This window comes from Microbacterium sulfonylureivorans, from assembly GCF_003999995.1.
GTDB classification, from domain to species: domain Bacteria; phylum Actinomycetota; class Actinomycetes; order Actinomycetales; family Microbacteriaceae; genus Microbacterium; species Microbacterium sulfonylureivorans.
This window is the reverse complement of sequence record NZ_RJAD01000002.1, coordinates 758,988-780,553: the sequence shown is the minus strand read 5'-3', so window position 1 is coordinate 780,553 and position 21,566 is coordinate 758,988. Positions and strand designations below refer to the sequence as shown.

Sequence of the window (21,566 nt, the reverse complement as noted above, 5' to 3'; positions counted from 1 at the left end):
CCGACGCCCTGCGAGCTGCTGGTTCGCACGCCTGACGAGAGCGGAGAGCCGCAAGAGCGGGCGACGCGAAGTAGCGAGGCGCCGGGGCGAGCCGCGGTCAGGACGCGTAGGTGACGAGACCCAGCTCGACCGGCGACACGAGCTGCGGATGCGTCGGCACGACCCGCACGGTGTACCCGAACGTGCCCGTCACGGTCAGCGGCAGCGTGCCGGTGAACGTCGTCACCCCGTCGACCGCGGGGCCCGAGGGGGAGAGGCGGTAGACCGAGTGATCGCGCGCGAGCGTGTCGTCCTCGTTCGTGCGGCCGTACGCCAGCTCGACCGCGACGTCGTCGGGCGAGAGCCCGTCGAGCCGCACCGCGGCGCTCACCTCGAGAGCGTCTCCGGCCTGGGCCTGCGCCGGGATGCCCGACGAGTCGACGCCGGCGATCGACACGCGGGACCAGGCATCCTTCACCCGTGTGACGAAGGCCGCCAGGGCCCTGGCCTCGGCGAAGTCGTCGGCGCGCAGGGCGACCTCGTGCGCGGCGGCCGGCACGTACAGGCGCGTGACGTAGTCCTGCACCATGCGGTCGCTCGTCGCCTTCTTGCCGAGCTCGGTCATCGTGTGGCGCACCATCGCGAGCCACCGGAGCGGGATCCCGCCCTCGCGCTCGTAGAACCGGGGCACGAGCTGGTGCTCGATGAGGTCGTAGAGAGCGGATGCCTCGGCATCGTCGCGCTCCTCGTCGTTCGACGCGGTATCGGCCGTGGGGATCGCCCAGCCGTTCTCGCCGTCGTACCACTCGTCCCACCACCCGTCGAGGATCGACAGGTTCAGCACGCCGTTGAGCGCGGCCTTCATTCCGCTCGTGCCGCACGCCTCCAGCGGGCGCAGCGGGTTGTTGAGCCATACGTCGCAGCCCGGGTAGAGGTCCTTCGCGAGCGTGATGTCGTAGTCCGGGAGGAACACGATGCGCCCGCGCACCTTCGGATCGCGGCTGAAGCGCACGAGCTGCTGGATGAGGATCTTCCCCGAGTCGTCGGCCGGGTGCGACTTGCCTCCGATGACGATCTGCACGGGACGCTCCGGGTGGGTGAGCAGCCGCGTCAGCCGCTCGGGGTCGCGCAGCATGAGGGTCAGGCGCTTGTACGTCGGCACACGGCGCGCGAAGCCGATCGTGAGCACCTCGGGGTCGAGGAGGTCGTCGACCCAGGCAGGCACGACTCCCGAGCCGGTGGCCTGGACGGATGCCGCGACCCGCCGCCGTGCGACGGCGACGAGCTCGCCCTTCATCTGCTGGCGCACCCCCCACAGCTCGGCGTCGGTGACGGCCTCGCGATTCGTCCAGTCGTGCGTGTCGGTGCGGGCGTCGCCGAACACGCGCTCGCTCACGGCCTTGAGCGCGGGATGCACCCACGTCGGGGCGTGGACGCCGTTGGTGATCGACGTGATCGGAACCTCGTCGGGGTCGACGCCGGGCCAGAGCTGCCCGAACATCCCGCGGCTGACCTCGCCGTGGAGCACCGAGACGCCGTTGGCGTGCTGGCCGAGGTGGAGACCGAGGACCGCCATGTTGAAGACGCCCTGATCGCCGCCCTCCCAGGTCTCCAGGCCGAGCGAGATGGCGCGGCCCGCGTCGAGGTTCGCGAACAGGCCGCTCGAGAGGAAGTCCGCGATGAGGTCTCGCGGGAACCTGTCGATGCCGGCGGGAACGGGCGTGTGCGTCGTGAACACCGTCGACGCGCGCACCTGGGCGAGGGCCGCGTCGAACCCGAGCCCGTCGTGCGTGATGAGCTCCGACATGCGCTCGAGTCCCTGGAACCCGGCGTGGCCCTCGTTCGTGTGGTAGACGTCGGGGGCGGGGCGGCCGGCGATCGCCGACCACGCGCGCACGGCGCGGACGCCGCCGACGCCGAGCAGCAGCTCCTGCAGGAGCCGGTGCTCACCGCCGCCGCCGTACAGGCGATCGGTGACGCGGCGCATCTCGTCGGAGTTCGACGGCGTCTCGGAGTCGAGCAGCAGCAGCGGGATCCGGCCGATGTCGGCGACCCACACGCGGGCGTGGAGGCGCCGGTCGCCGGGCAGGTCGAGGGCGATCTCGACGGGGGAGCCATCGTGGTCGCGCAGCAGCGTCAGGCCCAGGCCGTACGGGTCGAGGAGCGGGTAGCTCTCGCGCTGCCAGCCGTCGTCGCCGATCGACTGGCGGAAGTAGCCGGCACGATAGAAGAGGCCGACGCCCGTCAGTGGGACGCCGAGGTCGGACGCGCTCTTGAGGTGATCGCCGGCCAGGATGCCGAGTCCCCCCGAATACTGGGGCAGCGAGCCGTCGACGCCGAACTCGGGGGAGAAGTAGGCGATGTGGGCGGGCTTCGCGCCGTCGAGCCGCTGGAACCAGCGCTCGCCGTCGAGGTACGCCGTGAGGCGCTCGTCCTCCTCGCGCACCCGCTGGACGAAGTCCTCGTCGCGGGCGAGCTCGTCCAGGCGGTCCTGCCCGAGCGCGCCGAGCATGCGGGCCGGGTTCGCGCCGATCTCGTCCCACAGCGCCGGATCCATCGAGGCGAAGAGGGAGTGCGTCGCCCGGCTCCACGACCAGCGCCAGTTGGAGGCGAGGCGGTCGAGGGGAGCGAGGGTTTCGGCGAGGACGGGACGGACGGTGAACGTTCGGATGGCCTTCACGCGAGCGATTCTAGGGGCACCAGGTGAAAACGCTTGCACCCGGGGGTGGGGGATGCTCCGCGAACGCACGGGATCTGCCCGAGCGCACACGATCCGTTCGCACAGGCGATGCTCATTCGCGCAATTCATGTGCGCTCGGCGAGGGGACGTGTGGGCGCCCGGGTCTAGGCTCGGCACATGGCTATCGCACGACTGCACGGGGGCCCGCTCGACGGACAGCTCCTGCCCCTCGAGAACTCCGACCTCGACCGTCTGATCGTCCCCTACAGCGAGACCCAGGTGGTGTACGAGCGCAAGGGCGACCTCGAGCGCACCGGCGACACCGACGGCCCCACCGAGGCCGAGTTCTGGTTCGTCGAGTCGCAGGACGACATCGACCCCTACAGCGACTCGGCGAGTGAGCGCCGCTGACGCCGATGCCGGTTCGGCGGCTGCGGCGCCGGCCCGCTCGATCGAGATCGAGCTGAAGTTCGACGTCGACGCGGGCGTCCCGCTTCCCGACTGGTCGGGACTGCCGGGTGTCGCCTCGGTGAGCGCGGGCGAAGCCCGCTCGCTCGACGCGATGTACATCGACACCGACGACGCCGCGCTCGCGCGCGCGGGCTACGCACTCCGCCGGCGCACCGGCGGACCCGACGCCGGCTGGCACATCAAAGGCCCGCGCCGCACCGACGGCGGCCGCATCGAGCTGCACTGGCCCCTCGGCGGGGCAGAGGCGGTCCCCGACGGGGCGCGGGCCGAGCTCGCCCCGGTCGTCGGCGACGCCGCACTCGTGCCGCTCGCCCGCATCCGCAACGAGCGTGTCGCATACCTCCTGCTGTCGGAGTCCGGCGAAGTCGTCGCGGAGTTCGCCGACGACCACGTGCGCACCACCGACGAGCGCGCCGGCATCGAGCGCGAGTGGCAGGAGTGGGAGATCGAGCTCGGCCCGGCGGGGCCGACCGATCCCGCAGCCCGCGCGGCTTTCTTCGCCGCGGTCGAGAAGGCGGCGACCGCCGCCGGGGCGCGGGCGGCGGCATCCGATTCGAAGCTCGCCCGGGCGCTCGGCCACTGAGTCCGAACGGCACCGCCGGCTCTATTCTGTGAGCCATGACGACCGACTCCCCGCGCACCCGGACGTTCGGCTGGGACGACCCCGGCCCGCCCCTCGCCGCCTCGCGCGGCCTGGACGGCCTCAGCTACCTCCGGGCACTCATCGCCGAGGAGCTGCCGCCCCCACCCATCTCGCGGCTCATGAACTTCTGGATGGTTTCGGCCGAGCCCGGCGAGGTCGTCTTCGAATGCGAGCCGGGGGAGTACCACTACAACCCGCTCGGCATGGTGCACGGCGGCCTCGCCTGCACCCTCCTCGACACGGTCGTCGGCTGCGCCGCGCACACGACGCTTCCCGCCGGCGTCGGATACACCTCGATCGATCTGAACGTGTCGTACCTGCGCCCCATCCTCGCGACGACCGGCCTCCTCCGAGCGCGGGGCCGGGTCGTCAAGCCCGGGTCGCGGGTGATCTTCGCCGAGGGCGTCCTGGAGGATGCCTCGGGCACCGCCCTCGCGACCGCGACGAGCTCGCTCCTCGTGCTGCGCCCCTGACCTGGGGTAACCGAGTGCCGAGGGTGCGCGAACGACCACGTCGGCGGGAGGGGGACGGTCGTTCGCGCACCCTCGGCGCGTTGCTGCCGGCAACGACGAAGCCCCGGGCCCGCGAGGGCGCCGGGGCTTCGTGCTCTGATCGGATCAGAGGTTGATCATGTGGCCGGCGAGGCCGTGGAACGCCTCCTGCACGGCCTCCGACAGCGTCGGGTGGGTGTGCACGTTGCGCGCCGCCTCGAGGGCGGTGAGGTCCCACTTCTGCGCCAGCGTCAGCTCGGGAAGGAGCTCCGAGACGTCGGGGCCGATCAGGTGGCCGCCGAGCAGCTCGAGGTGCTCGCCGTCGGCGATGAGCTTCACGAACCCGATGGGCTCGCCCAGGCCGTTCGCCTTGCCGTTCGCCGAGAACGGGAACTTCGCGACCTTCACGTCGTAGCCCGCGTCGCGCGCCTGCTGCTCGGTGAGACCGAACGAGGCCACCTGCGGCGAGCAGAACGTCGCGCGGGGCATCATGCGGTAGTCGCCGAGCGTCATCGTCTCGGCCTTGCCGATGGTCTCGGCGGCCACGACGCCCTGCGCCTCGGCCACATGCGCGAGCTGCAGCTTCGCGGTGACGTCGCCGATCGCGTAGATGTGCGGCACGTTGGTGCGCATGTGGTCGTCGATGTCGATCGCGCCGCGGTCGGTGAGCTTCACACCGGTGTTCTCGAGACCGAAGCCCTCGACGTTCGCGGCGAAGCCGATCGACATCATGACCTTGTCGGCGTCGATCGATCCGGCGGAGCCGTCCTTCGCCGTGTAGGTGACGGTGACCTTGTCGCCCTGGTCGGTGACGGTCTCGACCTTGGTGGAGGTGAGGATGTCGACGCCGTAGCCCTTGTACTGGCGTGCGATCTCCTTCGACACGTCGGCGTCCTCGTTGGGGAGCGCGCGATCGAGGAACTCGATGATCGTGACCTTGACGCCGTAGTTCACCATCACGAAGGCGAACTCCATGCCGATGGCGCCGGCGCCGACGATGACGATCGACTGGGGCAGGTCGCGTGCGAGGATCTGCTCCTCGTACGTCACGACGTTTCCGCCGATCTGCACGCCCGGGAGCAGACGCACCTTCGAGCCGGTGGAGATGATGGCGTTGTCGAAGGTGACGCGCTCGCTCGAGCCGTCGGCCTTCGCGACGTCGATGGTGTGGGCGTCGACGAACGAGCCGCGGCCCTCGTACTCGGTGACCTTGTTCTTCTTCATCAGGTAGTGGATGCCCTTGACGTGGGTATCGGCAACCTTGCGGCTGCGATCCCACGCGACGCCGAAGTCGAAGTGCACATCACCCGAGATGCCGAAGAGCTCGGCCTTGTGGTGGAACTGGTGCGCGAGGTCGGCGTTCTTCAGGAGAGCCTTGGAGGGGATGCAGCCGACGTTGAGGCAGACACCGCCCCAGTACTTCTCTTCGATGATCGCGACCGAGAGGCCGAGCTGAGCGCTGCGGACGGCCGCGACGTACCCGCCGGGGCCCGCGCCGAGGATGACGACGTCGTAATGGGGCATGACCTCAAGCCTATCCCTCGGCGGGAGGCTCGGAGTCGGGTCCTGGAGCGCCCCCGAGCACCTTCTCGCGGTTCTCGGCGAGGGCCTTCTCGCGACGCGAGCGCGACACCAGGAGGTACACGACGGCGCCGGCTGCGGCCAGGGCGACGATCCCGAAGAGGATCCACGGCACGGCAGACGATCCGTCGGCCGCGGGAGCGGCGGTCGGGCTGGCCGAAGCGGTCTGGGTGGGCTCGGGCGTCGACGTCTCGGTCGGGAGGGGCGTCGGCGTCGACGTCTCGGTCGGCGTGGGCGTCGGCGGTGCCGTCACGGTGAAGGCGAACTCTCCCGAGATGGGGTGTCCGTCGCTGGAGACGGTCTTCCACAGGACCGTGATCTCACCGGATGCCTCGCCCGCGAGCGGCTGGGTCAGCACGTTGTCCTGCGCAGACGGGGCCCCGGCGACGAGCGAGGTGCCCGCGGCATCCGTCACCGCCACCTCGGAGGCGCCCTCGTCGGTTGCGATCGCGCCGCTGAAGGTCAGGGTGAGCTGCGCCGGCAGGGCGTCGAGGCTCGCACCGGCGCCCGGGTCGCTGCCCAGCAGCTCGTCGTGAGCGTGCGCCGGAGATGCGGGGATCAGCAGCGCGGAGGCGGCGAGAAGAACCGCCGCGACGAGCGTGAGAGAGTGGGACAGGCGAGCGGCGCGGGGTCGGGGGGCTTCCACCCGATCGAGCCTAGCCGGTGCGTTTCGACCACTCCGGCCGCAGTGCGGCGGCCGGAAGCGCGGCGTCGACGAGAGTTTCCGGGTGGCGGCCGAGGGCGCCACGCCGGCGCCGAGGCGGTGGGCAGGCGATCGCGGTCGCGGCGCCACACGACGAGGCGAGGAGGGAATGAGACTCGTGCGCTCCATCGCGGTCCGCGGCGGCGTCGCTGTGCACGGGGGCGTGTGTGAATTCCTTGTGACATCACCACGATCGAACCTCGCCGAGGGTTCTCAGCACGCGACCCCGCGGGTAGCCTGGCCGCAGGCGGGCACTCCTGCTCGCGGACGAACCACGGAAGCGAGGTGGGCAGATGGACTCCATGATGATGGACGCCATGTCGAAGGACATGAAGTCGATGCCCGGCATGAGCACGATGGACATGTCGGTCCTGCAGGCCTGTATGGACGCCTGCTCGGCCTGCGAGCAGGCGTGCACGGTGTGCTCCACGCAGATGATGTCGTGCGCCCCCGCATGCATGAACTGCGCGGACATGTGCAACACGATGATGCGCGCCATGATGCGCATGCAGGGGATGACTCCGGCATCCATGATGGCGATGCTCGACGCGTGCATCGCGATGTGCCAGACCTGCATGGACGAGTGCATGGAGCACGCCGACCACAGCGAGGTCTGCAAGATGTGCGCTCAGGCCTGCAAGGCCTGCATGGACGCCTGCATGGCGGTCAGAGAAATGATGATGGCTACGGCCTGAGCCGCACCCACCCGCGACGGCTCAGCCGCGAAGGACGTTGAAGCGCTCGCGACCGACCGCGAGCACGTGATAGCGCTCGTGAACGGCCACCGGCGCTCCCGGCGTGAGCACGATGGCCGCGCCCGCACCGCTCCACAGCGCGACCGGCGCGCCGTCTTCGAGCCCGCGCACGACGATCTCGCCCGACGACGGATCGACCGACTCGACGATCGCGTCTGCCCAGTCCGACGGCGTCGCCGAGGCGAGTCGGGACTGGATCAGGTGCAGCGCGTGCCCCGGAGCGAAGGAGGAGCAGACGTCGCCGTGGTCGCACATGCACTCCGCACGCTCACGCACCTGGAGGGGCGGGATGTGACGGTGCTGGCTCGACACGACGGGACTCCTTCTCGTAGGTTCGTTCTCCACCCCACGTTAGGGCGGCGGTTCGTGCGAGGCACGCCGCTCGACACGGGGCGAAACAATGCGGAACCGCGCGTCGCGCGGATTCCGACCCTTTCGCCCGGCGGGTGATCGGATAGGCTTGCACGCAGAGGAGGACCACCGTGGAGGAATACCGCCGACCCGACGAGGGCGACATCCGCCGGGCTTCCGGCGCAGATCCCGAGTCCGGCGAGTCCGACCGTGGGACCGACACGACCCAGACGTTCGGGCATGACTCCGATCTCTCGTTCGTGCCCTTCGGCAGCGAACTGGCCGAAGCCGAGCTCGAAGCGATCGACGCGCTGCCGACCGGAGCCGCACTGTTCCTGGTCCGCTCGGGTCCGACAGCCGGCGCACGCTACCTCCTCGACACCGACGTCACGACCGTGGGCAGGCATCCCGAGGCCGACATCTTCTTCGACGACGTCACGGTCTCGCGCCGCCATGCGGAGATCACCCGCACCGGCACCTCGTTCGAGCTCGTCGACCAGCGCTCGCTCAACGGCACCTACGTCAACGGCGAACGGGTCGACCGCTCGACGCTGCGCAACGGCGCCGAGGTGCGGATCGGCAAGTTCCGGCTGAACTTCTTCGTCTCGCCCGCCGACCTCGTACAGGCCGCGGACGGGTGATGCCCGCCCCATCCGCCCGCGAACGATCATCGTCCGCGGGTCTTCTCAGCATCGGGCAGGTGCTGGCACGGCTGTCGCCCGAGTTCCCCTCACTGACCTCCAGCAAGCTCCGTTTCCTCGAGGTCCAGGGGATCGTGACGCCGCTGCGCACCGAGTCGGGGTACCGAAAGTTCTCGCCGTCTGACCTCGAACGGCTGCGCCTGGCCCTCACCCTGCAGCGCGACCACTATCTGCCGCTCGTCGTGATCCGTGAGTACCTCGCCGATGTCGACGCCGGGCGCGAGCCGGCCACTCCGACCGCCGTCCCGCCGCCGTCGATCGTGCCCGCGCCGCGCCGCTATCGCCGTGACGAGCTGCTCGCCGCGTCGGGTGCGGCGCCGCAGCTGCTCAACGATGCGATCAGCACCGGGGTCCTGAACGGGTCCGACGCCTACACCGACCAGTCCGTCGCGCTGCTGCGCGCGCTCGTCGCGCTCGACCGCCACGGCATCGAGCCGCGGCACGTGCGCGCGCTCCGGCAGAACGCCGAGCGCGACGTCGCGCTGGTCGAGCAGGCGCTCGCGCCGCTGCTGCGGCGGACGGATGCTTCGTCTCGCGGCCGCGCCGGCGAACTGGCGCCTGAGCTGGCCAAGCGGCTCGACGAGGTGCGCGCGATCTTCGTGCGCGGGGCGCTCGATCGACTGCTGTCCTGACGTCCGGCCGCTGCCCGATCGCGCGACACGCCGGGGCCCGAGGAGCCGATGTCGTTGCCGGAGCGGGGTGGCTCATCTAGCGTGGAAGTATCCGATTCCGGAGGGGGCGAGCATGACTGCTCGAGAAGTGGCCGACAACGAGCCGTTCGTCGCCGAACTCCTCTTCACCGACGGCATGCCCGCGATGGACGACGAGGTGGGCTACCGCGGTGCGGTGGCCGCTCGCGCCGCCGGGATCACCTACCGCCAGCTCGACTACTGGGCCCGCACCGAGCTCGTCGAGCCGACCGTGCGCGGCGCCAGCGGCTCGGGCTCGCAGCGACTCTACGGCTTCCGTGACATCCTCGTGCTGAAGCTCGTCAAGAGGCTTCTCGACACCGGCATCTCGCTCCAGCAGATCCGCACGGCCGTGGATCAGCTCCGCGCCTCGGGCATCCGCGATCTCGCCGGCACGACGCTCATGAGCGACGGAGCCTCGGTGTACCTCTGCACCTCGAACGACGAGGTCATCGACCTCGTGAGCCGCGGCCAGGGCGTCTTCGGCATCGCCGTCGGCAAGGTCCTCCGCGAGGTCGAGACCGAGCTCGTCGCCTTCGAGGCGCAGGCGCCCGACGCGCTGGACGAACTCTCCGCCCGGCGCGCCGCGCGCACCGCCTGACTCAGACTGCCGCGGCTTCGGCGATCTGACGCGAGGTCGCCCCCACCGCGAACGCTCGCTCGAGATCGGCGATCAGATCCTCCGGGTCCTCGAGGCCGATCGAGAGCCGCACGAGCGCGTCCGAGGGCTTCGCCTCGGACTGCACCGGCCGGTGCGTGAGGGCGGCCGGATGCTGGATGAGCGAGTCGACGCTGCCGAGCGAGACCGCGTGGGTGAAGAGCTCCACGGCGCCGGTGAGCTCGCTCGCCGCCTCGAATCCGCCGGCCAGCTCGATGGCGATCATCGCGCCCGGCCCCGCCTGCTGAGTGCCGACGAGTCCGAGGGGGTCACATTCGGCGAACTCGGGGAAGTGCACGCGGGCGACCTCGGGCCGTGTGGTCAGCCAGCGGGCGACGGCGCGGGCGCCGTCCTGCTGGGCGCGCACGCGGACGGGCAGGGTCGGAAGACCCCGATGGAGCAGATACGCGGCGAGCGGGTGCATGATCGCACCCGTGATCGCCCTGGTGCGGCGCAGAGCGGCCGCGGTGCGCGCGTCGCATGCGACGACGCCGCCCACGACGTCGCCGTGTCCGCCCAGGTACTTCGTCGCGCTGTGGAGCGAGATCGCCGCGCCGAGGTCGAGCGGATGCTGCAGCACCGGCGTCGCGAACGTGTTGTCGACGAGCACCGGCACGTCGCCCGCGGCATCGACGACCGCGCGGATGTCGACGAGCTCGAGGGTCGGATTCGCGGGCGACTCGAGGATGACGAGGGCCGTGTCGGGCCGCAGGGCGGCGGCCACGGCATCCGGCGTGCAGTATGTCGCCTCGACACCGAGGAGCCCGGAGGCGAGGAGGTGGTCGGTGCCGCCGTAGAGCGGGCGCACGGCGACGATGTGGCGCTTTCCCTGCTCGTGCGAGAGGGCGAGGAGCACAGCGGTGACGGCTGCCATGCCCGAGGAGAACGCGACGGCCTCCTCGGCATGCTCCAGCCGGGCGAGCGCGTCTTCGAACCGTGCGACCGTCGGGTTCCACAGCCGCGCGTACACGTGCGAGCCGCCTTCGAAGGGATGCCCGCCGGTCGCGAGCACCTCGTACGAGAGCCCGCCGACATCGATGCCGGGGAGCGGGTTGGTCGATGAGAGATCGAGGGGGAGAGCGTGCACTCCGAGCTCGGCGAGGTCGTCGCGGCCGGCGTGCACGGCAAGGCTGTCAGGATGCAGCGTCTTCGGTGCCATGCAAAGATCGTCGGTGATATCGCAAGTGATGACAAGCCGACCTGCCAGTTTCGCATCACTCTGTCGGTATGATCTGCGGAATCCGCAAGATGGAGGCATCCGATGTCATTATCGTCGAAGAATCTGCAAGCAGCCTCGCTCGACACCGTCGATCGCGCCATCCTCGCGGCGCTCGTCGAGGACGGGCGCATGACCAACGCGGCCCTCGCCGCGCGGGTCGGCGTCGCAGAGTCGACGTGCGCGTACCGGGTGCGCGCGCTGCGTGAGACGGGGGTGATCTCCAGCATCAACGCACGGCTCGACCTCGCCGCGATCGGCCGTCCCATCCAGGCGGTGGTGCGGGTGCATCTGTCCAGTCACAGCCGCGTGCACATCGACGAGCTGTTCGACCGGCTCGTCGAGATCCCGGGCGCGCTGTCGGTGGTGCACGTCGCCGGCGACAACGACTTCCACCTGCACGTGGCGGTCGCGAGTCCGGAGCGGCTGCGCGACGTCATCCTCGAGCACATCACGAGCCACCCGGCCGTCACGAAGACCGAGACGCAGCTCGTGTTCGAGGTGCGCGAGGGTGCGGGCGTCCTCGGCCCGCTCTAGCCCTGGCTAGGCGCGCGCCTCGCCCGGCACCGGGATGCGTCCGGTGCGCATGACACGGTCGAGCAGCGAGTCGAAGTCGGCCGCGAGCTCCTGCGCGGAGTCGCCGGGCCAGATGTGCAGCGGCTTCGCGGCGCCTTGAGCCTGCTGCAGCGACGTGCGCTCCGGCAGCTGGGGCGAGAGCACCAGGGGGCCGAACATGTCGCGCAGCTCCTTGATGCGGAACTGGTGCTCGATCGACTGCGGGCGCACGCGGTTCACGACGATGCCGAGCGGCTGCAGGCGCGGCGACAGGCCGCGGCGGATCTCCTCGATCGCTCGCAGAGCGCGGTCGGCGGCGGCGACCGAGAACAGGCCGGGCTCGGTGATCACGATGACGCGGTCGCTCGCCGCCCACGCGGTGCGCGTGAGCGCGTTGAGCGAGGGTGCGCAGTCGATCAGGACGAGGTCGTAGTCCGCCTCGATCGTGGCGAGGGCCTCCTCGAGCTTCCAGACGTCGCGCACGGACGGGTGCGGACCGTCGAAGTTGATCGCGGACGGGCTGCCGATCATCACGTCTATGGTGCCGGGGTGCACCTTCGCCCAGCCGCTGGAGGTGATGGCCTGACGGACCGTCTTCTCCTTCGGGTTCGCGAGGACATCGGCGACATTCAGGCGACCTGCGACCTGGATGTCCATGCCCGTCGAGACGTCGGACTGCGGGTCGAGGTCGACGACGAGCGTGCGGACACCGCGGGCGAAGGCCGCCGACGCGAGTCCGAGAGTCACGGTCGTCTTGCCGACGCCACCCTTGAGCGAGCTGACGGATAGGACGTGCACAAGGCACCACGTTACCGTCCCCTAGGCTGTGAGCACACTCAGGCCCGCCCGCACCGCCGCCTTCGGAGGTCGAATGTTCCGCAAGATCCTCGTCGCGAATCGTGGCGAAATCGCCATCCGAGCGTTCCGCGCCGCTTACGAGCTCGGCGCCCGCACCGTCGCCGTCTACCCGTACGAAGACCGCAACTCGCTGCACCGGCTGAAGGCCGACGAGGCGTACATCATCGGCGAGAAGGGCCACCCGGTCCGCGCGTACCTCGATGTGGCGGAGATCATCCGCGTGGCCAAGGAGGCCGGCGCGGACGCGATCTACCCCGGATACGGGTTCCTGTCGGAGAACCCCGAGCTCGCCGAGCAGGCGGCCGCGCACGGCATCGCGTTCATCGGGCCCCCCTCCCGTGTGCTCGAGATGGCCGGCAACAAGGTCACCGCGAAGCACCACGCGATCGCCGCGGGCGTGCCGGTGCTGCGGTCGACCGAGGCATCCGACGACGTCGACGCGCTCATCTCGCAGGCCGACGCCATCGGATTCCCGATCTTCGTGAAGGCGGTCGCCGGTGGCGGCGGTCGTGGGATGCGGCGGGTCGAGACGCCCGCCGAGCTGGCGCCGTCGCTCGCCGAGGCCATGCGCGAGGCCGGGAGCGCCTTCGGCGACTCGCGCGTGTTCCTGGAGCAGGCCGTCCAGCGTCCGCGCCACGTCGAGGTGCAGATCCTCGCCGACCAGGCGGGGGAGACCGTCCACCTCTTCGAGCGCGACTGCTCGGTGCAGCGGCGCCATCAGAAGGTGATCGAGATCGCCCCCGCGCCGAACCTCGATCCCGAGGTCCGCGATGCGCTCCACGCCTACGCCGTCGCCTTCGCCAAGTCGATCGATTACCAGAACGCCGGGACGGTGGAGTTCCTCCTCGAGACGGCGGGCCCCCGCACCGGCGAGGTCGTCTTCATCGAGATGAACCCCCGCATCCAGGTCGAGCACACGGTGACCGAGGAGGTCACCGACGTCGACCTCGTCCAGTCGCAGATGCGGATCGCAGCGGGCCAGACGCTCGCCGATCTCGGCCTCACTCAGGACCGGATCCACCTGCGGGGTGCGGCCCTGCAGTGTCGCATCACGACCGAGGACCCCACCCAGGGGTTCCGACCCGACACCGGGAAGATCACGACCTACCGCTCGCCGGGCGGCGCCGGCATCCGTCTCGACGGCGGCACCACCGCGGCAGGGTCGCAGGTCAGCCCGCACTTCGACTCGATGCTGGCGAAGCTCACCTGCCGTGGCCGCGACTTCGGCGCCGCCGTGGTGCGCGCACGCCGAGCGCTGGCGGAGTTCCGCATCCGCGGCGTGTCCACGAACATCCCGTTCCTGCAGGCCGTCCTCGACGACCCGTCGTTCGTCGCCGGAGACGTCAGCACGTCGTTCATCGACGAGCGCCCCGGACTGCTGAAGGGCCGCGAGTCCAAGGACCGCGGAACCAAGATCCTCAACTGGCTGACCGACACCACGGTCAACAAGCCCAACGGGGAGAACCCGCTCTCGATCGACCCGCGCCTGAAGCTGCCGAAGCTCGACCTGACCGTCGAGCCCGCGGCCGGATCGCGCCAGCGCCTGCTCGAGCTCGGACCGGCGGGCTTCGCGAAGTCGCTGCGCGAGCAGAGCGCCCTCGCGGTCACCGAGACGACGTTCCGCGACGCCCACCAGTCGCTGCTGGCGACCCGCGTGCGTACGAAGGATCTCGTGACCGTCGCACCGTACGTGGCACGTCTGACGCCGCAGCTGCTGTCCGTCGAGGCGTGGGGCGGGGCGACATACGACGTCGCACTCCGCTTCCTCGGCGAAGACCCGTGGGAGCGCCTCGACAGCCTCCGCACTGCGCTGCCGAACGTCGCGATCCAGATGCTCCTTCGCGGTCGCAACACGGTGGGCTACACGCCGTACCCGACCGAGGTCACCGACGCGTTCGTGCGTGAGGCCGCGGCCTCCGGCATCGACATCTTCCGGATCTTCGACGCGCTCAACGACGTGTCGCAGATGCGTCCGGCGATCGACTCCGTCCTGGCCACGGGCACCGCAGTGGCGGAGGTCGCCGTCTGCTACACGGGTGACCTGCTGAATCCGGCGGAGGATCTCTACACGCTCGATTACTACCTGCGCCTCGCGGAGCAGATCGTGGGGGCGGGGGCTCACGTCCTGGCGATCAAGGACATGGCGGGCCTGCTGCGGCCGGCCGCGGCATCCCGGCTCGTCGAGGCGCTGCGCGCGAACTTCGACCTGCCCGTCCACGTGCACACGCACGACACCGCCGGCGGCCAGCTCGCGACGCTCCTCGCCGCGAGTGCGGCCGGAGCGGATGCCGTCGATGCGGCCGCCGCGCCCATGTCGGGCACCACAAGTCAGCCGTCGCTGTCGGCCCTGGTCGCGGCGCTCTCGCACACCGAGCGCGACACCGGCATCGACCTCGACGCGGTCAGCGATCTCGAGCCGTACTGGGAGGCCGTGCGCCACCTGTACGCCCCGTTCGAGTCGGGTCTTCCCGGCCCCACCGGGCGGGTCTACCACCACGAGATCCCGGGCGGCCAGCTGTCGAACCTGCGCCAGCAGGCCATAGCGCTCGGGCTCTCCGAGGACTTCGAGCTCATCGAGGACATGTACGCCGCGGCGAATCGCATCCTCGGACGGGTCCCGAAGGTCACACCGTCGTCGAAGGTCGTGGGCGATCTCGCGCTGCACCTCGCCGCCGTCAAGGCGGACCCCGACGACTTCGCCGAGAACCCGCAGAACTACGACATCCCCGACTCGGTGATCGGCTTCATGGCGGGCGAGCTCGGCGACCTGCCGGGCGGCTGGCCGGAGCCGTTCCGCACCAAGGTGCTGCAGGGGCGCACCGTCAGCATCGAGGTCACGCCGCTCACCGACGCGGAGACGGCAGCCTTGGCGGCGGATGCCACGGCCCGCCGCGAGATGCTGAACAAGCTCCTCTTCCCGGCGCCGACGCGGGCGTTCCAGCAGGTGCGCGACGTGTTCGGCGACCTGAGCGTGCTCGACACCGCCGACTACCTGTACGGCCTCACGCCCGGCACGGAGCACGTGGTCGAGATCGAGCGCGGCGTGCAGCTGTTCGTCGGGCTCGAGGCCATCGGCGAGGCGGACGACAAGGGCATCCGCACCGTCATGACCACCCTCAACGGCCAGCTGCGGCCCGTGTTCGTGCGCGATCGCGGCATCGAGGTCGAGTCGCGGCAGGCCGAGCGCGCCGACACGACGCGGCCCGGTCAGATCGCCGCGCCGTTCTCGGGCGTCGTGACACTGAAGACCAGCGTGGGAGACACCGTCGCGGCCGGTCAGCCCGTCGCCTCGATCGAGGCGATGAAGATGGAGGCGGCCATCACCGCACCCGTCGACGGGGTCGTCGAACGACTCGCCATCGGGGAGACCCAGCAGGTCGACGCAGGAGACCTTTTGGTCGTCATCCGTCCCGCCCAGTAACCTGGAGGGTGGAACCCTCCCGAATTTCCCCCTCTCTGTGTTGGAGAACGCCGCAGTGACGCCTGATCGCCCCGACCACACGCCCGACGAATCCGAGAACGGCGTGCTGTCCGACACGGGCAGCATCGAGACCACGGGCTTCGGCATCCTGCCCGGCTCGACCGCCCAGGTCAGCGTCGAGATGCCGTCCGAGTCCGACGACGACCTCGTCGACGACGACGTGATCGGCGACGAGGTTCCCTTCGTCGTGGAGATCCCCGCCGCCGACCCGCCGTTCGTCGTGGAGATCCCCGCCGAGACCGCCGAGGCCGAGATCGTCGAGACCGTGGCCGACGCCGAGGACTGGACCGTCGAGGACGGCGTCGAGGACTGGGAGCCCCTCGAAGACATCGCCGACGCCGACGAGGTGCTCGACGACAGGAGCGCGACCCGCGTGCCTTCGGCAGCGGCGGAGGAGCCCTCGTCCGCAGCGACGGAACGCGCGGCCGCCACCGTCGATGCGGCGTTCGACGACGTCGTCGCCGGTGCCCCCGCAGTCGCGGCCGCCGCGCCGCGCTCGGCCGCGCAGCCCGAGGCGGCTCCGCGTCCGCAGGCCGTCGAGCGCGCGTACCCGCTCGCCGACGTCAACCTGACCTCCAAGCGCCTCGGCGAGTTCGAGGCCGACCGCGAGACCGCGGACCTCCTCACCGCCGATCGGCTGCTCGACCCTCACCAGGTGATCCGCTCCGAGCCCGAGGGCTACTGGCAGCACCTCGTGTACTCGATCTCAGGACGTCGGATCAACCTCGGCGACGGCAAGCGCGCCCGTGCCCGCAAAGACCTCGATCGCCGCATCGCCGCGCCGCTGAACGGAGTCGCACGGTTCGTCCCGGTTCTCTCGCGCAAGGGCGGCGTGGGCAAGACCACCGTCACGACCCTGCTCGGCATGGCACTGGCCGACGCGCGGGACGACCGCGTCATCGCCGTCGACGCCAACCCCGACCGCGGCACGCTCGCCGAGCGGATCGCCCGCACGAGCGGGAAGACGGTGCGCGACCTGGTCCGCATCCGCGGCGACGTCGTCGGCTTCAACGACCTGTCCACCATCGTCGCCCGCGACGAGACCCGACTCGACGTGGTCGCATCGGACTCCGACCCACGCGTCTCCGAGGCGTTCAGCGACGTCGACTATCGCGACGTCGCCTCCCTCGCGGCGCACTACTACTCGATCGTCCTCACCGACACCGGCACCGGCATCGTCCACTCCGTCATGGGGGCCACGCTCGAGCTCGCCGATCAGATCGTGATCGTCGCCGGCCTGAGCGTCGACGAGGCCCGCCTCGCGTCCGAGACGCTCACGTGGCTCGAGACCAACGGGCACGCCGACAAGGTGCGCAACTCGGTCGTCGTGCTCAACAACTCGCGCCCCGGCAACCCGCTGGTGCAGCTCGAAGAGCTCGAGTCGCATTTCCGCACGCGCGTCCGCGCCGTCGTCCGCATGCCGTACGACCCGCACATCGCCGCCGGGAGCGCGATCGTCTTCCGCGACCTGCAGCCCGCCACGCGCCTCGCCGCGCGCGACCTCGCGGCCACGGTCGTCGAGGGCCTGCGCTCGCTCGCCTCCGCCGCCTAGGCCACCGATGGCAGTTCGTCCCATCCGGGTGTTCGGCGACCCCGTCCTGAAGTCCGTCAGCGCGCCGATCGACGAGATCGACGACGGTGTGCGCGCTCTCGTCCGCGACCTGCTCGACACCGTGGAGCTGCCGGGGCGCGCGGGCGTCGCCGCGCCGCAGATCGGCGTCGGACTCCGCGCCTTCAGCTACAACATCGACGGCGACATCGGATACGTTCTCAACCCCGTCCTCGTGGAGGTGTCGGGCGAGCCCGAGGCCATCGGCGAGGGGTGCCTGTCGGTCCCCGGGCTCTGGCACGACGCCGTCCGGCATCCGTGGGCGAAGGTCGTGGGCATCGACCTCGACGGCAACGAGGTCGTGCTCGAGGGGGAAGGGCTGCTGGCGCAGGCCCTCCAGCACGAGACCGACCACCTCGACGGCATGCTCTACCTCCAGCGGCTCACGCCCGAGGAGCGCCGTGTCGCCATGCGCGAGATCCGCGAGTCCGACTGGTTCTGACCGCGGACGCAGCACGACGAAGCCCCGGACCCTCGAAAGGGCCCGGGGCTTCGGCATCCGCTCGTCGTATCAGGTGAGCGAGACGTTCGTCGTGTTCACCGGGACGCTGTAGAGCTCGGCGATCTCGGCGGCGAAGTCGTCCATGATGATGTTGCGCTTGATGCTCATCTTGGGCGTGAGGTGGCCGCTGGCCTCGGTCCACTCCGTGTCGAGGATCGTGAACTTGCGGATCGACTCGGCACGCGAGACGGACTTGTTCGCGTGGTCGATCGCGCGCTGCACCTCGGCCCGCACCGCGGGGTTCTTCGCGGCGTCGGTGAGCGACATGTCGCCGGCGAGGTCGTTGTTGGCGAGCCAGGTCGGGAGCATCTCGGGGTCGAGGGTGATCAGGGCCGAGATGAACGGCTTCTGGTCGCCGACGACGACGACCTGACCGACGATCGGGTTGGCGCGGATCGGGTCTTCGAGCACGGCCGGAGCGACGTTCTTGCCGCCGGCCGTGACGATGATCTCCTTCTTGCGACCGGTGATCTTGAGGAATCCCTCCTCGTCGAACGTGCCGATGTCGCCGGTCTTGAACCAGTCGCCGTCGAACGTCGCCGCGGTGGCCTCGGGGTTGCGCCAGTACTCCTTGAACACGTTGATGCCGCGGACCTGGATCTCGCCGTCTTCGCCGAGGCGGACGCCGACGCCGGGAAGAACCGGTCCGACCGTGCCGATCTTCGACTTCGTCGCGAGGTTGACCGTCGCGGGAGCCGTCGTCTCGGTGAGACCGTAGCCCTCGAGGATCGTCACGCCGAGGCTGTGGAAGAAGTGGCCGAGACGGGGGCCGAGCGGTGCCGAGCCCGAGACGGCGTACACGACGTTTCCGCCCATGGCCGTGCGGAGCTTGCTGTACACCAGGCGGTCGAAGAGCCTGAACTTGATCTTCGTGAAGAACGGCACCTTCTTGCCGTCCTGCAGGAGCGTCGAGTGCTCGACGGCGGTGTGGGCCGCCGCGCGGAAGATCTTGCCCTTGCCCCCTGCTTCGGCCTTCTGCTCGGCCGAGTTGTAGACCTTCTCGAAGACGCGCGGGACGGCGAGGAGGTACGTCGGCTTGAACGAGCCGAGCGCGGGCAGCAGCTGCTTGGTGTCGGGCTGGTGCCCGGTCTTCACGCCGGCGTGGATGTTCAGCACCGAGATGAAGCGCGCGAAGATGTGGGCCGTCGTGATGAAGAGCAGCGTCGAGGCGCCGGGCTTGGCGACGACTTCGGCCAGGGCCTTGGCCGAGTTGCGGGTCAGCTCGACGAAGTTGCTGTGCGTGAGCACGCAGCCCTTCGGGCGGCCGGTCGACCCCGACGTGTAGATCAGGGTCGCGATGTCGGCGCCGTTGGCGATGTTGCGGCGGCGCTCGATCTCCTCGTCGGTGACGGCGGTGCCGCCGGCCACCAGCTTGTCGAGGTCGCCGCGCGCCATCTCCCACGTGGAGCGGATGAGCGGGAGGTCGGCGCGCACCTCGTCGAGGCGCGCCGAGTGGTCGGCGGACTCCATGATGCACGCGATGGCGCCCGAGTCGGCCAGGATCCAGCCGACCTGCGACGGCGAGCTCGTCTCGTACACCGGGACCATGACGGCTCCGGCGAAGAAGAGCGCGAAGTCGACAAGCGTCCAGTCGTAGGTGGTGCGGGCGATGAAACCGACCTTGTCGCCGGGCTCGATGCCCGCGGCGACGAAGCCCTTCGCCAGCGCGATGACCTGCTTGTGGAACTCGGCGGCGGTGATGTCGCGCCAGCCGTCGCCGTCGGGCACGGCGAACAGCGCGAGCTGCGGGGTCGCCTTGACGCGCTCGACCAGGAGGTCGGTGATGTTCGCCTGCGGGTCGGCGGGGACGATCGCGGGGACTTCGAATTGGACCACGGCAGCTCCTTCGGTACCGGACAAGAATCTCGGGTGGATCTCACACGAGTCTAATCCGCCGTGGCCGAGCGGCCATCAGGGGTGTGGACTCCGCCGCGCCGATAGACTTCAAGGCGCCGTCGCGCCCGCGTCGGCCGGAGAGGGAGTGCGGTGCTCAAGGTCGGTATCGACATCGGCGGGACGAAGATCGCGGGAGGCGTCGTCGACCAGGACGGCCGGATCGTCGAGAAGCTCCGCGTGGACACCCCGGTCGACACCCGGGCCCTGGCAGATGCCGTCGTCGACATGGCGCGCCACTTCGGCGCCGGTCACGACATCGCGGCCGTCGGCGTCGCCGCGGCGGGATTCATCGACCGCGACCGCGCGACCGTGATCCACGCCCCGAACATCGCGTGGCGCAACGAGCCGCTCAAGGCGACGCTCGAGGGACGCATCGACGTGCCCGTGACGATCGAGAACGACGCCAACGCCGCCGGATGGGCCGAGTTCCGCTTCGGCGCCGGTCGCGACGTCGACAACATGGTCATGCTCACGATGGGCACCGGCGTCGGGGGAGCGGTCGTGCTCGACGGCGCTCTCTTCCGCGGCGGTCACGGCATCGCCGCCGAGCTCGGTCACATCCGCTTCACTCGCGAAGGCCTTCCGTGCGGCTGCGGCCAGAACGGATGCCTCGAGCAGTACGCGTCCGGCCGTGCGCTGCAGCGGGAGGCCAACGCCATCGCCGACGGCGGCGGGATCGGCGCCGCACTCGCCGAGCTCCGGGCTGAGAAGGGCTCGATCAGCGGCCCCGCAATCTCGCGCCTCGTGCTGGCGGGCGACGCCGGCGCGACCGAGGCCCTGCGCCGGGTCGCCACCGCACTCGGCGAGGCCTGCGGCGGCTTCCAGGCGGTGCTCGACCCCGAGCTCTTCGTCATCGGCGGCGGCGTGGCCCAACTCGGCGAAGACCTGCTCGCGCCCGTGCGGATCGCGTATGAGACCTCGCTGCCCGGCTACGGCGACCGGCCGATCGCCGCATTCGCCATCGCGCAGCTCGGCAACGACGCGGGACTGATCGGCGCAGCCGATCTCGCCGTCGGGGAGGACTAGCTCCGATGTTCTACTGGCTGATGAAGTACGTGGTGGTCGGGCCGATCGTCAAGGCGATCTTCCGCCCCTGGATCGTCGGCCGGCGCAACATCCCCGTCGAGGGCGGAGCCATCCTCGCGAGCAACCACCTCTCGTTCGTGGACTCGGTGATCCTCCCTCTCATGATCGACCGGCGCGTGGCCTTCCTCGCCAAGAGCGACTACTTCACGGGCAAGGGCCTCAGAGGCTGGGCGACCCGCATGTTCTTCAAGGGCACCGGCCAGCTGCCGATCGACCGCTCCGGCGGCAAGGCGTCGGAGGCCTCCCTCAACACCGGCCTCCAGGTGCTGGGCGGCGGGGAGCTGCTCGGCATCTACCCCGAGGGCACGCGCAGTCCCGACGGCAAGCTCTACCGCGGCCGCACCGGCATCGCTCGTATGGCTCTCGAAGCCCATGTCCCCGTCGTCCCGGTCGTGATGGTCGACACCGACACGATGATGCCGATCGGTCAGCGGCTGCCGAACGTCGTCCGGGTCGGCGTGGTCATCGGAGAGCCGCTCGACTTCTCGCGCTTCGCGGGCATGGAGGGCGACCGCTACATCCTCCGCTCGATCACCGACGAGATCATGGTGGCGCTGCAGCGTCTCGGCGAGCAGGAGTACGAGGACGTGTACGCCTCGACGGTGAAGGACCGGCTGAAGACGAAGGCCTGACGAGTCGTCATGAGCGTCCGGGTGCACGT

Annotated in this window: 20 protein-coding genes; 13 read left to right on the top strand and 7 right to left on the bottom strand. The window is 70.2% G+C overall.

From position 1 onward, the window contains the following. Positions 1-97: 97 nt before the first annotated feature. Positions 98-2,659, bottom strand: a complete 2,562-nt coding sequence (gene glgP, locus EER34_RS13270; protein WP_127475512.1) for an alpha-glucan family phosphorylase — start codon at positions 2,657-2,659, stop codon at positions 98-100. Between the two features lie 177 nt (positions 2,660-2,836). On the opposite strand from glgP, the gene EER34_RS13265 reads away from it, so the two are divergent. From EER34_RS13265 to EER34_RS13255, 3 genes are read left to right on the top strand one after another with little or no spacing between them, the layout of a single operon-like run. Further along, positions 2,837-3,070: a response regulator gene (locus EER34_RS13265; protein ID WP_127475510.1), complete on the top strand. Its 234-nt coding sequence runs from the start codon at positions 2,837-2,839 to the stop codon at positions 3,068-3,070. Next, positions 3,057-3,713 (top strand): CYTH domain-containing protein, encoded by a 657-nt coding sequence (locus EER34_RS13260; RefSeq protein ID WP_127475509.1) that lies wholly within the window; start codon positions 3,057-3,059, stop codon positions 3,711-3,713. Before EER34_RS13265 ends, EER34_RS13260 begins: the two co-directional genes overlap by 14 nt. Positions 3,714-3,748: 35 nt before the next feature. Beyond that, the gene (locus EER34_RS13255) at positions 3,749-4,246 is read left to right on the top strand and encodes a PaaI family thioesterase (RefSeq protein WP_127475507.1); all 498 of its coding nucleotides are present in this window, start codon (positions 3,749-3,751) and stop codon (positions 4,244-4,246) included. A 144-nt stretch (positions 4,247-4,390) separates the two neighbouring features. Here the strand turns inward: EER34_RS13255 and lpdA are convergent, their stop codons facing one another. Further along, positions 4,391-5,788, bottom strand: coding sequence for a dihydrolipoyl dehydrogenase (lpdA, locus tag EER34_RS13250; protein WP_127475505.1), 1,398 nt, complete (start codon positions 5,786-5,788; stop codon positions 4,391-4,393). 10 nt (positions 5,789-5,798) lie between these two features. After that, positions 5,799-6,491, bottom strand: a complete 693-nt coding sequence (locus tag EER34_RS13245; RefSeq protein WP_240642328.1) for a copper resistance CopC family protein — start codon at positions 6,489-6,491, stop codon at positions 5,799-5,801. A gap of 350 nt (positions 6,492-6,841) precedes the next feature. Here EER34_RS13245 and EER34_RS13240 point away from each other — a divergent pair, with 350 nt between their 5' ends. Further along, positions 6,842-7,243 (top strand): four-helix bundle copper-binding protein, encoded by a 402-nt coding sequence (locus EER34_RS13240; RefSeq protein ID WP_127475502.1) that lies wholly within the window; start codon positions 6,842-6,844, stop codon positions 7,241-7,243. A gap of 21 nt (positions 7,244-7,264) precedes the next feature. Here the strand turns inward: EER34_RS13240 and EER34_RS13235 are convergent, their stop codons facing one another. Then, positions 7,265-7,615, bottom strand: coding sequence for a hypothetical protein (locus tag EER34_RS13235; RefSeq protein WP_127475500.1), 351 nt, complete (start codon positions 7,613-7,615; stop codon positions 7,265-7,267). A 170-nt stretch (positions 7,616-7,785) separates the two neighbouring features. Between EER34_RS13235 and EER34_RS13230 the strand changes: the two genes are divergently transcribed. The 3 genes from EER34_RS13230 to EER34_RS13220 all read left to right on the top strand — a co-directional run bounded on the left by EER34_RS13230 (position 7,786) and on the right by EER34_RS13220 (position 9,645). Further along, positions 7,786-8,295, top strand: a complete 510-nt coding sequence (locus tag EER34_RS13230; protein ID WP_127475498.1) for an FHA domain-containing protein — start codon at positions 7,786-7,788, stop codon at positions 8,293-8,295. Next, a complete protein-coding gene (ftsR, locus tag EER34_RS13225) occupies positions 8,295-8,987 on the top strand; it encodes a transcriptional regulator FtsR (RefSeq protein ID WP_127475497.1) in 693 nt (230 codons plus the stop codon). Before EER34_RS13230 ends, ftsR begins: the two co-directional genes overlap by 1 nt. A 112-nt stretch (positions 8,988-9,099) precedes the next feature. After that, a complete protein-coding gene (locus tag EER34_RS13220; RefSeq protein WP_127475495.1) occupies positions 9,100-9,645 on the top strand; it encodes a MerR family transcriptional regulator in 546 nt (181 codons plus the stop codon). A 1-nt stretch (position 9,646) separates the two neighbouring features. Here EER34_RS13220 and EER34_RS13215 read toward each other — a convergent pair whose 3' ends face one another. Then, positions 9,647-10,861 (bottom strand): trans-sulfuration enzyme family protein, encoded by a 1,215-nt coding sequence (locus EER34_RS13215; protein ID WP_127475493.1) that lies wholly within the window; start codon positions 10,859-10,861, stop codon positions 9,647-9,649. Positions 10,862-10,963: 102 nt separating this feature from the next. Here EER34_RS13215 and EER34_RS13210 point away from each other — a divergent pair, with 102 nt between their 5' ends. Beyond that, the gene (locus tag EER34_RS13210; RefSeq protein ID WP_127475491.1) at positions 10,964-11,455 is read left to right on the top strand and encodes an Lrp/AsnC family transcriptional regulator; all 492 of its coding nucleotides are present in this window, start codon (positions 10,964-10,966) and stop codon (positions 11,453-11,455) included. Positions 11,456-11,461: 6 nt separating this feature from the next. Here EER34_RS13210 and EER34_RS13205 read toward each other — a convergent pair whose 3' ends face one another. Further along, the gene (locus EER34_RS13205) at positions 11,462-12,271 is read right to left on the bottom strand and encodes a ParA family protein (RefSeq protein ID WP_056119365.1); all 810 of its coding nucleotides are present in this window, start codon (positions 12,269-12,271) and stop codon (positions 11,462-11,464) included. Between the two features lie 73 nt (positions 12,272-12,344). On the opposite strand from EER34_RS13205, the gene EER34_RS13200 reads away from it, so the two are divergent. From EER34_RS13200 to def, 3 genes are all read left to right on the top strand, one after another. Further along, complete coding sequence (locus EER34_RS13200) at positions 12,345-15,752, top strand: pyruvate carboxylase (RefSeq protein ID WP_127475490.1); 3,408 nt, start codon at positions 12,345-12,347, stop codon at positions 15,750-15,752. A 181-nt stretch (positions 15,753-15,933) separates the two neighbouring features. Further along, positions 15,934-17,364, top strand: coding sequence for a MinD/ParA family ATP-binding protein (locus EER34_RS13195; protein ID WP_127475684.1), 1,431 nt, complete (start codon positions 15,934-15,936; stop codon positions 17,362-17,364). 7 nt (positions 17,365-17,371) lie between these two features. Next, entirely contained in the window at positions 17,372-17,863 is a 492-nt protein-coding gene (gene def, locus EER34_RS13190; RefSeq protein ID WP_127475488.1) for a peptide deformylase, read from the top strand. Between the two features lie 69 nt (positions 17,864-17,932). Here def and EER34_RS13185 read toward each other — a convergent pair whose 3' ends face one another. After that, entirely contained in the window at positions 17,933-19,759 is a 1,827-nt protein-coding gene (locus tag EER34_RS13185; RefSeq protein ID WP_127475486.1) for an AMP-dependent synthetase/ligase, read from the bottom strand. Between the two features lie 150 nt (positions 19,760-19,909). Here EER34_RS13185 and EER34_RS13180 point away from each other — a divergent pair, with 150 nt between their 5' ends. Both EER34_RS13180 and EER34_RS13175 read left to right on the top strand, forming a co-directional pair. Next, positions 19,910-20,845 carry an ROK family glucokinase gene (locus tag EER34_RS13180; protein WP_127475484.1) on the top strand — a complete coding sequence of 312 codons (936 nt, stop codon included), beginning with the start codon at positions 19,910-19,912 and terminating at the stop codon, positions 20,843-20,845. A gap of 5 nt (positions 20,846-20,850) precedes the next feature. Next, positions 20,851-21,537, top strand: a complete 687-nt coding sequence (locus EER34_RS13175) for a lysophospholipid acyltransferase family protein (protein ID WP_127475483.1) — start codon at positions 20,851-20,853, stop codon at positions 21,535-21,537. The last annotated feature ends 29 nt before the right edge of the window (positions 21,538-21,566 follow it).

Excerpts from the sequence above, each read along its gene's own strand:
- ftsR (WP_127475497.1), top strand. The coding sequence starts at position 8,295 with ATGCCCGCCCCATCCGCCCGCGAACGATCATCGTCCGCGGGTCTTCTC.
- def (WP_127475488.1), top strand. The coding sequence starts at position 17,372 with ATGGCAGTTCGTCCCATCCGGGTGTTCGGCGACCCCGTCCTGAAGTCC.
- EER34_RS13215 (WP_127475493.1), bottom strand. The coding sequence starts at position 10,861 with ATGGCACCGAAGACGCTGCATCCTGACAGCCTTGCCGTGCACGCCGGC.
- EER34_RS13265 (WP_127475510.1), top strand. The coding sequence starts at position 2,837 with ATGGCTATCGCACGACTGCACGGGGGCCCGCTCGACGGACAGCTCCTG.
- EER34_RS13195 (WP_127475684.1), top strand. The coding sequence starts at position 15,934 with ATGCCGTCCGAGTCCGACGACGACCTCGTCGACGACGACGTGATCGGC.
- EER34_RS13240 (WP_127475502.1), top strand. The coding sequence starts at position 6,842 with ATGGACTCCATGATGATGGACGCCATGTCGAAGGACATGAAGTCGATG.
- EER34_RS13210 (WP_127475491.1), top strand. The coding sequence starts at position 10,964 with ATGTCATTATCGTCGAAGAATCTGCAAGCAGCCTCGCTCGACACCGTC.
- lpdA (WP_127475505.1), bottom strand. The coding sequence starts at position 5,788 with ATGCCCCATTACGACGTCGTCATCCTCGGCGCGGGCCCCGGCGGGTAC.
- EER34_RS13255 (WP_127475507.1), top strand. The coding sequence starts at position 3,749 with ATGACGACCGACTCCCCGCGCACCCGGACGTTCGGCTGGGACGACCCC.
- EER34_RS13220 (WP_127475495.1), top strand. The coding sequence starts at position 9,100 with ATGACTGCTCGAGAAGTGGCCGACAACGAGCCGTTCGTCGCCGAACTC.
- EER34_RS13175 (WP_127475483.1), top strand. The coding sequence starts at position 20,851 with ATGTTCTACTGGCTGATGAAGTACGTGGTGGTCGGGCCGATCGTCAAG.
- EER34_RS13200 (WP_127475490.1), top strand. The coding sequence starts at position 12,345 with ATGTTCCGCAAGATCCTCGTCGCGAATCGTGGCGAAATCGCCATCCGA.